Source organism: Pararhizobium polonicum, assembly GCF_001687365.1.
GTDB lineage: Bacteria > Pseudomonadota > Alphaproteobacteria > Rhizobiales > Rhizobiaceae > Pararhizobium > Pararhizobium polonicum.
The window spans coordinates 39,723-53,980 of record NZ_LGLV01000023.1 but is presented as its reverse complement, the minus strand read 5'-3'; the positions used below and the strand labels follow the sequence as shown (position 1 = coordinate 53,980).

At 60.1% G+C, this 14,258-nt stretch carries 12 protein-coding genes; 2 read left to right on the top strand and 10 right to left on the bottom strand.

From position 1 onward, the window contains the following. From ADU59_RS28480 to ADU59_RS28435, 10 genes are all read right to left on the bottom strand, one after another. Positions 1–1,374, bottom strand: a 1,374-nt coding sequence (locus ADU59_RS28480; RefSeq protein WP_068959072.1) for an aldehyde dehydrogenase family protein, incomplete at its 3' end; no start/stop codon positions are given. Between the two features lie 59 nt (positions 1,375–1,433). Then, complete coding sequence (locus ADU59_RS28475; protein WP_068959049.1) at positions 1,434–2,564, bottom strand: fumarylacetoacetate hydrolase family protein; 1,131 nt, start codon at positions 2,562–2,564, stop codon at positions 1,434–1,436. Then, a complete protein-coding gene (locus ADU59_RS28470; protein ID WP_068959047.1) occupies positions 2,564–3,055 on the bottom strand; it encodes a RidA family protein in 492 nt (163 codons plus the stop codon). Before ADU59_RS28470 ends, ADU59_RS28475 begins: the two co-directional genes overlap by 1 nt. Next, positions 3,052–4,626: a GMC family oxidoreductase gene (locus tag ADU59_RS28465; RefSeq protein WP_068959045.1), complete on the bottom strand. Its 1,575-nt coding sequence runs from the start codon at positions 4,624–4,626 to the stop codon at positions 3,052–3,054. The genes ADU59_RS28470 and ADU59_RS28465 overlap by 4 nt, the downstream gene beginning before the upstream one ends. Before the next feature lie 80 nt (positions 4,627–4,706). Then, positions 4,707–5,456, bottom strand: a complete 750-nt coding sequence (locus ADU59_RS28460; RefSeq protein WP_068959043.1) for an SDR family NAD(P)-dependent oxidoreductase — start codon at positions 5,454–5,456, stop codon at positions 4,707–4,709. 17 nt (positions 5,457–5,473) lie between these two features. Further along, positions 5,474–6,223 (bottom strand): MBL fold metallo-hydrolase, encoded by a 750-nt coding sequence (locus tag ADU59_RS28455; protein ID WP_068959041.1) that lies wholly within the window; start codon positions 6,221–6,223, stop codon positions 5,474–5,476. A gap of 20 nt (positions 6,224–6,243) precedes the next feature. Beyond that, positions 6,244–7,455 carry an acetylornithine deacetylase gene (gene argE, locus ADU59_RS28450; RefSeq protein ID WP_158515779.1) on the bottom strand — a complete coding sequence of 404 codons (1,212 nt, stop codon included), beginning with the start codon at positions 7,453–7,455 and terminating at the stop codon, positions 6,244–6,246. After that, complete coding sequence (locus ADU59_RS28445) at positions 7,452–8,417, bottom strand: ABC transporter permease (RefSeq protein ID WP_068959039.1); 966 nt, start codon at positions 8,415–8,417, stop codon at positions 7,452–7,454. Before ADU59_RS28445 ends, argE begins: the two co-directional genes overlap by 4 nt. After that, the gene (locus ADU59_RS29860) at positions 8,414–10,954 is read right to left on the bottom strand and encodes an ATP-binding cassette domain-containing protein (protein WP_202970092.1); all 2,541 of its coding nucleotides are present in this window, start codon (positions 10,952–10,954) and stop codon (positions 8,414–8,416) included. Before ADU59_RS29860 ends, ADU59_RS28445 begins: the two co-directional genes overlap by 4 nt. 21 nt (positions 10,955–10,975) lie before the next feature. Then, positions 10,976–12,007 carry a sugar ABC transporter substrate-binding protein gene (locus tag ADU59_RS28435; RefSeq protein WP_068959038.1) on the bottom strand — a complete coding sequence of 344 codons (1,032 nt, stop codon included), beginning with the start codon at positions 12,005–12,007 and terminating at the stop codon, positions 10,976–10,978. Positions 12,008–12,172: 165 nt separating this feature from the next. Between ADU59_RS28435 and ADU59_RS28430 the strand changes: the two genes are divergently transcribed. Together ADU59_RS28430 and ADU59_RS28425 are read left to right on the top strand one after the other, a co-directional pair. Continuing rightward, complete coding sequence (locus ADU59_RS28430; RefSeq protein WP_068959036.1) at positions 12,173–12,940, top strand: IclR family transcriptional regulator; 768 nt, start codon at positions 12,173–12,175, stop codon at positions 12,938–12,940. A 20-nt stretch (positions 12,941–12,960) separates the two neighbouring features. Next, positions 12,961–14,247, top strand: coding sequence for a type III PLP-dependent enzyme domain-containing protein (locus ADU59_RS28425; protein WP_158515778.1), 1,287 nt, complete (start codon positions 12,961–12,963; stop codon positions 14,245–14,247). Positions 14,248–14,258 lie beyond the last annotated feature (11 nt).

The following is a 14,258-nucleotide window of genomic DNA, read 5'->3' as shown; positions in this document are numbered from 1 at the left end:
CTCGCGCGAACCGAAGCTGGAGGCCTTGCGGCCGCCGAACGGCACGTGGAAATCGACACCGGCCGTCGGCAGGTTGACCATCACCATGCCGGCTTCCGAATTGCGCTTGAAGTGCGTCGCATGCTTCAGGCTCGTCGTGGCGATGCCGGCCGACAGGCCGAACGGCGTGTCGTTGGCGACGCTGAGCGCTTCCTCATAATCCTTCACCCGGATGACGGAGGCGACAGGCCCGAAGATTTCCTCGCGCGAGATGCGCATCTGGTTGGTCGCTTCGGTAAACAGCGTCGGCTGCAGGTAGAAGCCCGGATTGTCGCGCTTGATCGTTTCGCCGCCGAAGGCGAGCTTGGCGCCCTCCTGCTTGCCGATGGCGATATAGTCGGTGTCGGTGGCAAGCTGGCGCTCATCGACCACCGGTCCAATGTGCGTACCAGCCTTCAGCGCATCGTCCACCACCAGCGTCTTCAGCTTCTCGGTGAGCGCTGCCACGAACCTGTCGTGGATGCCTTCGGTGACGATCAGACGCGACGATGCCGTGCAGCGCTGGCCGGTCGAGAAGAAGCCGGAATTGGCAGCGGCTTCGACAGCAACGGTGAGATCGGCATCGTCAAGCACGACCATCGGGTTCTTGCCGCCCATTTCCAGCTGGAACTTGCGGTTATGCTCGATCGAGGCGGCAGCGACGCGTTTTCCCGTGCCCGTGGAGCCGGTAAACGTGATGCCCGCCAGATCCGGGCTGTCGAGCATCGCCTGACCGACGACGGAGCCCTTGCCCATGACAAGGTTGAGCACGCCCTTCGGCAGGCCGGCACGATGCAGGATGTCGGCGATCGCCCAGGAGCAGCCCGGCACCAGTTCGGCCGGCTTGAAGATGATGGTGTTGCCATAGCAGAGCGCCGGGGCAATCTTCCAGGCCGGAATGGCAATCGGGAAGTTCCACGGCGTGATGATGCCGATGACGCCGATCGGCTCGCGGGTGATCTCGACGCCGATGTTCGGGCGCACCGAAGGCAGGGTCTCGCCGGCCAGACGCAGCGCTTCGCCAGCGAAGAAATCGAAGATCTGGGCGGCACGGATGGTTTCGCCGATGGCTTCCGGCAGCGTCTTGCCTTCTTCGCGGGCAAGCAGGTTTCCAAGCTCTTCCTTGCGGGCGAGAATCTCGTCGGCGGTCTTCTTCAGGATGGCGTGGCGCTCGAGGATGCCCGAACGCGACCAGGCCGGAAACGCAGCCTTGGCAGCGGCGATCGCGGTCTTTGCATCGTCGGCGCTGGCGCTGGCATAAAGACCGACCACTTCCTTCGTGTTCGAAGGATTGATGTTTTCAACGCCGTTGCTGCCGACCCATTCGCCGGCAATCAGGTTGTGATGGAGTGTCACAAGCGTTCCTCTATCCATTCAGCTATCTGTGCGAAATCGTTCATCGATCCGTATTCAAATCAAAGCAGTCCGCGACGTGCGAGATTGCGCATGAGATGGGATGCTCCAAAACTCCAGGGCGCGCACTCCGTCGAATGGCGAACGCGATTACTCAGGCTGCCGAGTTTGGAGTTTGAAATCGTAACGATGTCATCGATCTTGTGGGTGAACCCCTGCCCCGGCACATCACGATCCTCGATGGGCGCGAACAGGGTGCCCATGAACAGGACGAAACCGTCGGGATATTGGTGATGACGGCCTGCGGCCTGCGAAACCAGATCAAGCGGGTCACGACTGATTTCCCGCATCGAACTCAGACCATCGAGCACGAACCCATCCGTTCCCTCGACGCGAAGCTCGACTTCGGCCGCGCGAACGTCATCGATTCCATAACTCTCGTCAAACAGCCGGATGAACGGGCCTATGGAACAGGACGCATTGTTGTCCTTTGCCTTGCCGAGAAGAAGGGCCGAGCGGCCTTCCACGTCACGCAAGTTGACATCGTTGCCGAGTGTCGCGCCTTTGACGACGCAACCGCTATCGACGACGAGAACCATCTCGGGCTCTGGATTATTCCAGCTTGAAACCGGATGCAGTCCCACGTCGGCTCCGTGGCCAACCGAGGACATCGGCTGCGCCTTGGTAAACACCTCTGCATCGGGACCAATACCCACCTCAAGATATTGGGACCACAGGCCAGCCTTGATCAGTTCGGCTTTGACAGTGGCCGCTTGCGGCGAACCTGGCTTGATATCCTTCAGACTGTCGCCGACCACTGCGCTCACACGTTGTCGGATGTCGTGGGCCAGTGCCGCGTTTCCAGCCGACCGCTCCTCTATGACGCGTTCGACCATCGAGCGCGCGAAGGTGACCCCGCAAGCCTTGATCGCCTGAAGGTCGATCGGCGCCAGCAGATGCGCGACGTTTGGGTCCGCCGTGCGATTCAGAAAGCTCTCGACAGGCCCGAGGGACGTCCCTTTCGCAGCCCGGACATATGATACGAGATCAGGGCGCTCCATGAGGTCGCGCATCGTCGGCGCCACCGCAGACGTTATATCCTCGAGTTGTCCATTGCGGATCGTGACAAGCGCGGGTCCGCCACATTCGGGCAACCATGCCCGCCCTACGAATGTACCTTCGCCATAGGGCATCAGTGTTCCTCCTGCGGCAGGATGCGCATGATGGCTTCAATCTCAACGGTCACGCCGTTGGGAAGCGAGCCCATTCCGACAGCCGACCGGGCATGTTTGCCGCGTTCTCCAAGCACGGCAACGAGCAGATCGGAGCAACCGTTGATGACCTCCGGATGCCGCGTAAAATCGGGAGTGGCCCGCACCATGCCGAACAATTTCAACACCTCGACATTGGCAAGACCGCCTACCGCCCGGTTGGCGGTGGCCAAAAGGGCAAGCCCGACAGTACGTGCATGTTGATACGCCTCTTCGACCGTGACGTCGGAGCCGACTGTGCCGGTAATCCAGGCACCGGCGGACGATCTTGGCCCCTGCCCCGAGAGATAGAGGATATCGCCGCATAAGCGGAACGGAACGTAGTTGCCGCCGGGCGAGAATTCTTCTGGAAGCTCAAGCTGGAGCGCGCGCAGCCGCTCGTGCGGGCCGTCAATTTTGTCAGCCACGGTCATTGCCCTACGTTGCGCCGGATATCGGCGGCAATCTTTTCGCCGATCATGATGACGGACAGATTGGTGTTGGCCTGGCAGTCGAGCGGCATGATCGAGGCATCCGCCACGCGCAGACCAGCGAAGCCACGGACACGACCACCGGTATCGACAACGCTGCCGGGGTCTCCAGTTCCGCCCATGCAGCATCCTCCCGTCCCATGCTGCGCATCGGACGACTGTTCGAGCAGGAATTCATCGACCTGATCGTCGGTGGCCGCATCGAGCCAGGACAGGGGCAGGTCGCTGTCGCCCAGCAGCATCCGTTCGGTGATCTGTTGCAGCGCCGGCTGCTTGGCGATCTCACCGAGATGACGGTAAGCAAGACGCATCCGCTGAAGATCGAGCGGATCATCAAGCATGTTCTCATCGATAACAGGCTGGTCGGACATCAAGGGCGATGACAGCCTGACGCTTCCCCGGCTCTTGGCCTCCATGAGGATGAGGTTGATCATCGATTCACCGAACTGGGCGCTGTCGGATTCGACACCGATCCCACCATGGTTCATGGCGTTGTAGAGGATGTCGTGCGGTACGCCACCCGGAACACCCGAACTCATTTTTACACAGCAATTGGTGTGGCGCTGGTTCGGGTCGGTCGCCTTGAACTGAGGCTTCAGCTTCAGCTCGATCCGGCAATAGGGATGGTCGAAGAACCCCTCCCCGACCGGAAGATCGGAAACGACTTCGATACCGTGCTGCGCCAGCAGGGCGGATGGCCCGATGCCCGAGCGTTGCAGGATCGTCGGCGAATGGATCGCGCCGGCGGACAGGATGACGAGGGGTGCGCGGAATTCATGACGCTCCCCCTGGACCACGGCGACGACGCCGATCGCGATCTGCCCATTGAGCAGAACTTTGTCCACCTGCGCATCGCCGATAATCGTCAGGTTTGCCCTGTCCCGCGCCGGCTCGAGATAACCGTCGCTGACCGCAACCCGCTTGCCGTCGCGGCTGTTGATGGCGAAGGTGCAGACGCCTTCGGCATCCGGGGCGTTGAGATCGTCGCACCAGCGGTGACCGAGTGCCATGGCGCTGTCGCGCATGGCCTTGTCAACGTTGCCCCATGTTTCGAACGGAGCGCGATAGATCGGAATGGGGCCTCCCTTGCCGTGATAATCCGCCACGATGGGATCATCCTCGAGCTTCTTGAAAAACGGCAGAACATCGTTGCCGGACCAGCCATCGCAGCCGATGTCGGCCCAACGGTCAAAAGCATGCAGCAGGCCGCGAATGGCGATCTGGGCGTTGACGGCGGTGGACCCGCCCAGCCCCTTGCCGCGCCAATAGATGCGATGGTCCTGGCGCTTGGTGCGTCGTGCCATCAGATCCGTGTACATGTACCGATCCTGAAAGTGCTTCGGCAGGATCAGGTTGAACGGGTTTGCGCTCTGCATCTCCGGGGGCTGCTCGGCGCTACGATAGCTTGGGCCGGCCTCCAGCAGCAAAACGCGGCGATCCGCATCCTCGCTCAGTCGAGCGGCCAGAACGGCGCCGGCAGAACCGGCACCAACAACGATGACATCGTATTCCATTGGTTGTTCCCATCTTTTGGTCGCGGGTCGCCTTTTGACGCCGCGACGGAATTGCATTGCCCCTCCGGGCGGGTCCGAGGTCAGTTCAGAATCTGTGCGGACATGCCACCGTCCGCGATGATGTCGGTTCCGGTGATGAACCGGCTTTCCGGCGATGCAAGAAAGAGAACCGCGGCCGCGATGTCTCCCGGCATGCCCGGCTTGCCGCCCGGCAGAACGCGCGCGAAAACTTGCCGCGTCGCGTCCGTCTCAAAATTTCCTTCAGTCGCCGGCGTCGTCACCGGGCCCGGCGCCACCATGTTGACCGTGATTTCGAACGGCGCGAGATCGACGGCCGCAGCTTTGGTCAGGAGACGCACGCCGCCCTTGCTGGCGACATAGGGTGCTGCATGTCGTTCTGCCGCAAACGAGTTGACCGAGCCGATCAGAATGATCCGCCCCTTTGTGCCTTGCTCGATCATTCGCCTGGCAGCCGCCCGGCAAACCAGAAACGAACCCGTCAGGTTGGTGTCGATGTATTTCTTCCAGGTCGCCAGAGTGAGGTCCTGAAACGGCCCGCTTCCGCCGAGAGCTGCCGCGGAGTGCACCACGATATCGATCGCACCCCATCGCTCCATGATGAGATCAAAGGCGCGCTCGACAGCGCTCTCGTTGCAGACATCACAGACTTCATGCATCCGTGTGTCCGACGTCTCGCGCGTCGCTCCTCCAAGCGTTCTGTCCAGAATGGCGACACGCGCGCCCTCGGCAGCGAACGCCTGGGCAGATGCCGCGCCGATGCCGCTGGCGCCTCCGGTGATAACAACGACTTTCCCATCGAATTTCGCCATTTATCCGGGCCCTCCTTCTATATGTTGGCAAGGTCGAGGGCCACCGGGGGCTTCATCGACCTGATGGAAGCCATCGCCACCTGCGCATGACGGGTTCCGCCGGACAGCACGAACATGCCATGCCCCGGCAACAGCGCGTCGAACGCGCGGGCGGCAAGACTTTCTATGCTGCCGCAGGATTGTGCGACGTCGAAATCGTCGGTCGCCTGGTAGATGATGCGGCCGGAGTGGAAAAGCGCATCACCCGAGACGAGGGACGTCACGCCTCCCAACTCGACGATGTAGGACATGTGATCGGCGCTGTGGCCGGGCGTCGAAACCGGCGTAACCGTCATCCGTCCGATCGTCATTGCTTCCCCCGGCGCGACGATCCCGTCAGGTCTGGGGGACCTATAAGTGTAGTCGGGCGGATAGACGCCGGCGGCCCTTGCCTTGTCCAGGCTTATGCCTTTTTCTCCCGCGGCCATCACTGCAGCCGTATCCGCTCCACACAACAGCTTGGCGCCATGCTCAGCCACAATGGCTGCGGCGCCTGCGGAGTGATCCGCATGACCGTGCGTCAGAAACACATGCGTCAGACCGCCGAGAGACAACCCGTCCCGCTCGATCTCGGCATAGATTCGCTCCATTGCGCGTCCGGCACCGGTGTCGAAGAGGACCAGCCCCTCGCCCGTATCGAACAGATAGCAATTGCAGTCGAAGTCATCGGTGAGCGAGCAACCCTGCACGCCCGACGCGACCAGATAGGTGTCTTTGGCAATTCGCATATGCTTTTTCCGTCCAACCTTTATTGACCGGTTTCCCGCGCGTAGTCCGCCAGCCGCTCCATGAAGTCGAGGCAGCGGTGGAGCTGATCGATCTCGATCCATTCATCCGGGGCGTGCGCCTGCTGGATGTCCCCTGGGCCGCAAACAACGGTGACGAAGCCCGCCTCCTGATAAATGCCGGCCTCCGTTCCATAAGATACGGCCAAAGCCCGATTTTGCCCCGCAAATTTCATCGCAAGGGCTGTCGCCTGCGATTGCGGATCCCCCACCAAGGGCGGCGTATCATAGACAAGACGCGTGACAATGGATGGCACCAGATGTCCCGAGGCTCGATAGGTTTCAAGTTTCTCTGAGACGTGGCACTCGAATGCCTGCCTGATATCGACGAGCTGCCCAGGAAGGATCGGACGAATTTCCCAGTCAAAAGCGCAATTGGCGGCGACGATGTTGCGAACCTGACCGCCAGTTATCGCGCCGACATTGATCGATGGATATGCGTAGGGAAAGGCCTCATCCGCCTGTTTGGTTGCCTGATGCGCGCCAAGCGATGTCAGCGCTCCGATCAATTCCCCGGCAATCTGGATGGCGCTCTGGCCGAGATGAACCTGGGACGAATGTGCCGCCTTGCCGACGATCTCGGTGGTGAAACCGACCGAGCCCTTGTGGCGATCCACCACAGCCATGGATGTCGGCTCCCCCACAAAGATCGCCGCCGGCCGGATGCCCCGCTGCTTCAGGAACTCGACCAATTCCCGCGCTCCCAGGCAACCGACCTCCTCGTCGAACGTGATGGCGAGATGAACGGGATGGCGAAGGCTACCATGTTGAAACAGCGTGGCGGCAGCCATCGCACAGGCGACGAAGCCCTTCATGTCCGTCGTGCCGCGGCCATAGACTTTGCCGCCTTCCCGGGTCAGGGAGAATGGTGGCCTCGTCCATTCCTGGCCGGTCACCGGCACGACATCGATATGTCCCGAGAGAACAAGGCCACCTTCGCTGCCTTCACCGAAGCTGATCCAGAGATTGTCCTTCTCCTGTTCCGGGCTCGGCAGCCTTTCGATCGTCGCCCCGAAGCCGGAGAGGTATTCGCAGATGTAGTCGACGACGTCCCGGTTCGAGACCGAGCTGATGGACGGAAAGGAAACGAGCTTGTCGAGAACAGCGATCGCTGTTTCGAGAAGGGTGTCGACGTCGCCCGTCGCGCGCTCCTGTATGGCAGGGTTGACAGTCACTTGGTATTTTCCTTGAGAAATTTGCGCCGAGCCGAAACGATCCCGGCATCACAGAGAAGAGCTGCGATCACGAGCGCGCCCTTCATGAGATCGAGGCTGGACGGATCGATGCCGACCACGCGCAGTGCATTTGAAAACAGGCCGACGATCAGCGTACCGGCGACGACACCGAGCACTGTACCGCGGCCGCCGAAAATACTGGTCCCCCCCAGGACGCAGGCAGCGATGGCGTCCAGCAACAGCGACTGTCCCCCGACATTGGGCGTTACGATCGGCGTTCTGGCAACCAGCATCACGGCCGACAGGAATGTGAAAGCCGACGCGACGACATAGGTCATCAGGAGGACCTTGCCTGTCGGCACGCGGGCCAGAGCCGCGGCAGCGGGATCGGAACCGGTCGCGTACACCCGAAGACCGAAACGCGTTTGATGCATCAGTGCATAGGCAATCACTGTGATCAGGCTTGCAGCCACAAGGGAAACCGGAACCCCGCCGAGCCTGGCGATCCCCAGGAATTTAAGCGAAGGATCAGACAGGATATAGACGCCGCGTTTTGCCAGGAGAAGCGCCACGCCCTGAATGCACGACATCGTTGCCAGAGTTGCGACAAAGGCGGGAACACGCAGAACGCTGATCAAAAACCCGTTGATCATGCCGATGAACAGAACCGCTGAAAGACCGGAAAGCAAAGCAAACGGCAGATCGAGCCCCATGCTGAACGCGCTGGCGATAACGATGCTGCCAAGTGTCACCGTTATTCCGGCAGACAGATCGATGCCACCGGTCAACAACACGATGAAGGCTCCGAGAGCAAGCATGAGGACAGGTACGCTCTGCGTGAGGATGTTGATGAGGTTCTGGGACGCCAGGATCCGCGCATCGATGACACCGCACGCGAGGATGGTCGCAACCAGAAGCGCGATGGGTCCGATATTCGCCAAGAGCTTGCTTCGCGCGTTCATGACTGCGCCCCCTTTCGGCTTTCTTCAGTCGAACCGAACGCGAGTTCCATGACGTCACGTTCACTGGCGCCGCGCGGCAATTCCCCGACGCTGCGTCCCTCGCGAATGACGACGATGCGATCGGAGACGCCCAGCAGTTCAGGAAGCTCACTCGAGACGAGAAGAATGGCAGCCCCGGCAGCTTTCAATTCGCCGATGACCTTGTGAATCTCTGATTTTGCGCCGACATCCACGCCGCTCGTCGGCTCGTCCAAAAGAACGATGCCCGGATTGACCGCAAGCCATTTGCCGATGACGACCTTCTGCTGATTGCCACCGGACAGGGTACCGACTTTTTTTGTCGGAACGGGCGGACGGATATCAAGCTGCCGGATCAACCGGTCGGCCATGGCCTTCGCACCGGAAGTCGACACCACGCCTACCTTGCTGTGACGCCGCATCCAGACCAGACCGAGATTGTCGGCGATGCTGAGGCCGCCGACGATACCTTCGACATGGCGGTCTTCCGGTATGAAGGCGACCCCCGCTTTTGCGGACTGCAGCTGATCACCCGACTTCAGAGCCTGACCGCGCAGGAACACTTCGCCCGTAGAATAGCGATCCATGCCGGCGATGCAGCGCAAGATGTCGGATCGTCCGCTGCCCATCAACCCCGCCAGTCCAACGACTTCGCCCTGCCGAACGGTCAGGGACACATCATGCAGAAGGCCGCCGGAGAGGTTTCTGATATCAACCATGTTCTTTCCGATGGTTGCAGCGCTCCAGGGAAAGACATTTCCGAGATCACGGCCGACCATCATGTGAACGAGTTGCCGTTCCGACATGGTCGACAACGCCACGTCGCCGACGAGCTTGCCGTCTCTCAGGATGATGGCGCGCGATGCGAGCTCGCGAACTTCCTCCATCTTGTGCGAAATATAGAGAACGGCGCATCCCTTTGCCTTGAGCTTGCCGATAATCGTGTAAAGCTGGTCTCGCTCGCGGTTGCTCAGAGCACTCGTCGGCTCGTCCATGACCACCAACCATGCCGATGCCATCAACGCCTTGGCGACTTCCAGCATCTGGCGCTGCCCGACCGTCAGCTGGCGTACGGGCGTATCGACATCGCAATCCAGACCGACTTCACGCAATGCCTCCGCAGCCTTGCTGCGCATGACGGAGCGCCGCAACCAGAAACCACTACGTACGGGTTCGCGGCCAAGTGACAGGCTTTCGGCAACCGTCAGGTCGGGAACAAGACTGAAATGCTGGTGAATGACGGCAATGTCCTGCCGCTCGTCGTTACCGCCTGCACGATCGAGTCCGGAAAATTCGACAGTGCCTTCCTCTGCGGAATGGACACCGGAAATGCACTTGATCAATGTCGACTTACCGGCACCGTTCTCGCCCATCAGCGCGACGACCTCGCCACTGTTCAGTTCGAAGGAGATATTGCTGAGAACCTTGACGCTGGCGAAGCTTTTCGAAAGACCGGTGACTTTCAGCGAGCGCTTCGCATCGCGCGGATCGGCGACGTTCGCATCGGCTGCCGGCGTGACTTTCTTCGCTCCCGGAGCTCCCCACGGCACTCCGCCACGTGCCAGGACCGCACCGAGGATCAGGGCGCCGGACACCATGTAGATGACCTGTTGGGAAACCTGCAGGAACGACAGGCCACTGTTGATCGTGCCGATAGCGATGGCACCGAGCATCGTGCCCGCGACGGAACCCTTGCCGCCAGCCAGACTTGCACCGCCGACGACCGCAGCCGTGATGGCCGCAAATTCCAGCCCCGTTCCGGCCAGAGGTTGCGCGGACCCCAGGCGGCCGATACCGATGATGGCCGCGACGCCGGCGGAAGCTCCGCAGAGAATGTAGGTAATCGTCTGGGTCTTCTTGACGCTGATGAGGGAAGCCTGAGCGGCGTTTCCATTGCCGCCGACGGCATAGATCGAGCGTCCCAAGACCGTCCTTTTCAGCAGGAAAGTCCATGCGGCGCAAAGTAACGAAGCTATAAGCAATCCGGCAGGCAAGCCAAGCACCGTTGCCTGCCCGGCCCACAGCATCAGCGCATTGCTGACAGGAATGCTAGACGCGTGCGAGATGCTCAGGGCCGCGCCCTTGGCAAGGGCCATCGTGCCGAGACTGGCGACGAACGAACTGATGCCGAAGCCGGCGATCAGGATCGCATTGATGCCGCCGAAAGCTGCGCCGACCGAAACGGCGGCAAGAAAGCCGAGAACACCGGAATCCGACGCCTCAATGACCATCGCGGCCACGATGCCGGCCGATGCCATCGTGCCGCCGACAGAAATGTCGATACCGCGCGCGATGATGACGCCGGTCATACCGAATGCGACGACGGCAACGATGGCGCTTTGCTGGCCGATATTGAGGAGATTGCCGAGCGAAAGAAACGAAGACTGCGCAAATGTAAACGCTGCAACCGCGAGGAAGATCAGCGCGACGAGCAGAAGCTCGTCGCGCATTTCCGTGAGGTTGCCAAGTTTGCCAGCCGTCGAACCATTGCCGGGAGGTTTTGAAGTGATCTTGGCCACGTCATTGTCCTCGGGTTTGGTTCAGTTTTCTACGCTCATTGCAGACGTGGGATTCTTCGGGCCAAACTCGTTGGAGTAGTCGACGCCAACTTCCTTTGCCTTTTCCGGCGTGATCGTGGTCAGCTTCTGGCCGACCTTTGCGAGTTCTGCAGCCGAAGCGTCGGTCGCAATGAAGTGGGTCGGCATATAAAGGTCCCTGGGAAGCTTTTCGCCATTGGAAAGACGGGCGGCCACAGCAACATTCCAGTAGCCGACGCGATAGGCACCGGTCAGGACGTCCAGCGACATCGCGCCGCTTTCCATCAGAGGCGCCATTTCCGCGTCGCCGTCATAACCGGCGATTTTCAGCGTCTTTCCCGCTGCCTCGGCAACCGAATTTGCACCCAGGCACATCGTGTCGGAAATGCAGGACAGCCCCTTCAGATCAGGATAGGTGGTCAGCCAGGTCTGAGCGACGTCCGCCGCCTTTGACGGATCCCAGCCGGCCGGCTGAATGCCGACGACCTTCACATCCGGAAACTCCTTGGCGAGCGTATCCGTAAAACCCTTTTCCCGCGTGTCGGAGACGTAATTGCCGCGCGCACCGATCAGGAGGGCGACCTCGCCCTTGCCGCCGATGGAGTGCGCGAGCGCACGGGCGACTTCGGCCATGTTTCCATAGTCTGGATAGAGGGTCGCGTAGTTGCCTGCCGCTTCAACCTTGTTACCCATCGTGATGACGTTGATCCCGGCATCCTGCGCCTTCTTGATGACAGGAACCAGAGCATTCTTGTCGAGCGGATCGATCAGGATGGCGCTCGCCTTTTGATTGATGAAGTTCTCGATCAGCGAAACCTGCTTTTCCGGGCTGCCTTCCGCACTCTGCCAGGACGTCGTCACGCCATAGTCGGCGGCGGCCTTGTCGCCGGCTTCCTGCATGCGAACGAAGAAGGAGCTTTGGAGATCGATTGCGACGATGCCGATCAACTTGTCCTGCGCAGCGGCAGGTGAGACATAGAGTGCGATACCCGCTGCGGAGGCGAACATGATCCTGGTCAATTTTGCGATAGTCATTTTGTTTCCCTCTGGATGACAACCCGTTGTGATGGCGATTTTGATTCTATCCCTCTCGAGCCGCCAATGACCTCGGAGTGTTAATTCAAAGCACCACATTTTGTTTTACATGTAAAGTGCAATTCGTATATGAAACGAACATTGCCAAACGAAGGAGACCTGTTAATGTCAGATGAAGAGTTGAGCACGGACAAATCCTACTCGGCGCCGGCATTGGAAAAGGGCCTCGATATTCTTGAGAGCCTTGCGGAGAAGGAATCCGCCGTGTCGCTGCGGGAATTGGCCGAACGGCTCGGCAAGAGCAAGAACGAGATATTCCGGATGATCCATGTTCTGATTGCCAGGGGTTATGTACAGCGCGACAGCGATACCGACGAATTGAGCTTGAGCCCCAAGCTATTCGCCCTGGGACTTCGAACGCCGCAATCACGAACGTTGCTCGAGAACGCCTTGCCGGAGATGCGAAAGCTTGCCGAAGACGTCAACCAGGCGCCCCATCTGGTCGTCATCTACAAGGGACGGACAGTCATCATCGGATCCATCCCAACGAATTCGGACGTCACCTTCAATATTCACCTCGGTTATGGCCGCCTTGCCTCGGAAGCTGCGAGCGGCCGCGTGATCATGGCCTTCCAGCCGGACGAAAAACGACAGATCATGCTGAAGGACTGCGACGCTCAGCTCGGGAAGAAAGTCGACAGAAAAGCGATCACCGATGTTCTCGATGGCATCGTCGAACGCGGCTACATCCTTGGGAAGAGCACGGACTTCGTTGGCATCACGGACATCTGCTGCCCGATCATCGACGCTGACGGAAACGCGGTTGCGAGCATCATCATTCCCCATGTCGACCGCGTGGCCGACACCCAGAACCTAACCGATGTGGTCGATGCCGTGAAGCGCGCATGCGAACGCATCTCGCATCGATTATAAAATCTCGAAAGGAAAAGACGTTGACCATCATCGATTTGCCGACGCCACAGGACCTGGTCCTCGACTCCACGACCCGAGGCGTGCCGCCAGGTATTTCGTTGCATGATAGCGCCATCACATCGGAACACTGGTCTCCGCTCGACGGAAGCATGACACTGCCGGTTATGACCCTTGACCAGTCTGTACTGCTTGCAAACACGAACCACTTTCTGGCGTTTGCAAAAGATGAAGGCGTCTTTCTGGCACCGCATGCCAAGACGCCGATGATGCCGCAATTTGCAGCATCGCTTGTCGCAAGAGGTGCGTGGGGCGCAACGGTCGCCAATGTTCAGCAACTGTCTGCGATGCAGGAACAGACCATAAGCGACATTATCTATGCCAGCCCTCCCGGGGGGCGCATAGGCGCTTCCCATCTTGCCGCAGCGATCGGTCGCCGCCCGGCCTCGAAAGTCTTCGTATTCCTGGATTCCGTCGAGACCGTAGATGCACTGCATCAGGCGCTCGCACGCGTCGATGGCGCCTGTGCCTACGGCCTCGTCGAGGTTGGCTTTGGCAGAACCGGCGCCCGCAACCTCGCAGCATCCATTGCCATACGCGACGCAATCCTGTCCACAAAAGGGCTGATCGCGTTGGCCGGCGTCGCGACCTACGAGGCCGCAGCGGTGGTCAAGGATGTCGATCATCGCAAAACGTTCGATCGACTTTTCAAGCTTGTGGAGGAGACATTTCTCAGCGTCCACGATGCAGTGTCCAACGATACCCCGCTGATTATCAGCGCCGGCGGTTCGACCTATTTCGACGACGTTATCCGGGCGCTGCGACCACTTTCGAAGAAATACGACGTGCCGCTCGTACTTCGCTCAGGTGCCATCTTCTTTTCCGATGACGGTCTTTACAGCCGGGCGTTCGAAGCAATGGCAAAACGCGGATTTGCCGCGCCAATCGCCCGTGCGATCAGGCCGGCCCTTTCACTATGGGCCGAGATCATCTCCCGGCCGGAACCGGGTCTGGCCATCGCAGGATTCGGAATGCGTGACGCGCCGAACGATCAGGGCCTCCCGGTCATTCGCCGCGTTTTTCGCAACGGCAGCGACATCGGTATCGGCGGCGAACAACTGCCGGTCGTCGACAAGCTCAACGATCAGCACGCCTTCATCGGCAGCGGTGCAGTTGATGATGTGCGCGTCGGAGATGTTCTGGAGCTTGGCATTTCCCATCCATGCACTGCGTTTCAACGCTGGAATGCCGTCTACGCAACCGACGAAAGGCACGTTGTTCAGGCCGTCCTCAGAACCCATTTCGGTTAGAATTCACGTAG

Excerpts from the sequence above, each read along its gene's own strand:
- ADU59_RS28455 (WP_068959041.1), bottom strand. The coding sequence starts at position 6,223 with ATGCGAATTGCCAAAGACACCTATCTGGTCGCGTCGGGCGTGCAGGGT.
- ADU59_RS28460 (WP_068959043.1), bottom strand. The coding sequence starts at position 5,456 with ATGGCGAAATTCGATGGGAAAGTCGTTGTTATCACCGGAGGCGCCAGC.
- ADU59_RS28430 (WP_068959036.1), top strand. The coding sequence starts at position 12,173 with ATGTCAGATGAAGAGTTGAGCACGGACAAATCCTACTCGGCGCCGGCA.
- ADU59_RS28465 (WP_068959045.1), bottom strand. The coding sequence starts at position 4,626 with ATGGAATACGATGTCATCGTTGTTGGTGCCGGTTCTGCCGGCGCCGTT.
- ADU59_RS28435 (WP_068959038.1), bottom strand. The coding sequence starts at position 12,007 with ATGACTATCGCAAAATTGACCAGGATCATGTTCGCCTCCGCAGCGGGT.
- ADU59_RS28470 (WP_068959047.1), bottom strand. The coding sequence starts at position 3,055 with ATGACCGTGGCTGACAAAATTGACGGCCCGCACGAGCGGCTGCGCGCG.
- ADU59_RS28445 (WP_068959039.1), bottom strand. The coding sequence starts at position 8,417 with ATGAACGCGCGAAGCAAGCTCTTGGCGAATATCGGACCCATCGCGCTT.
- ADU59_RS28475 (WP_068959049.1), bottom strand. The coding sequence starts at position 2,564 with ATGCCCTATGGCGAAGGTACATTCGTAGGGCGGGCATGGTTGCCCGAA.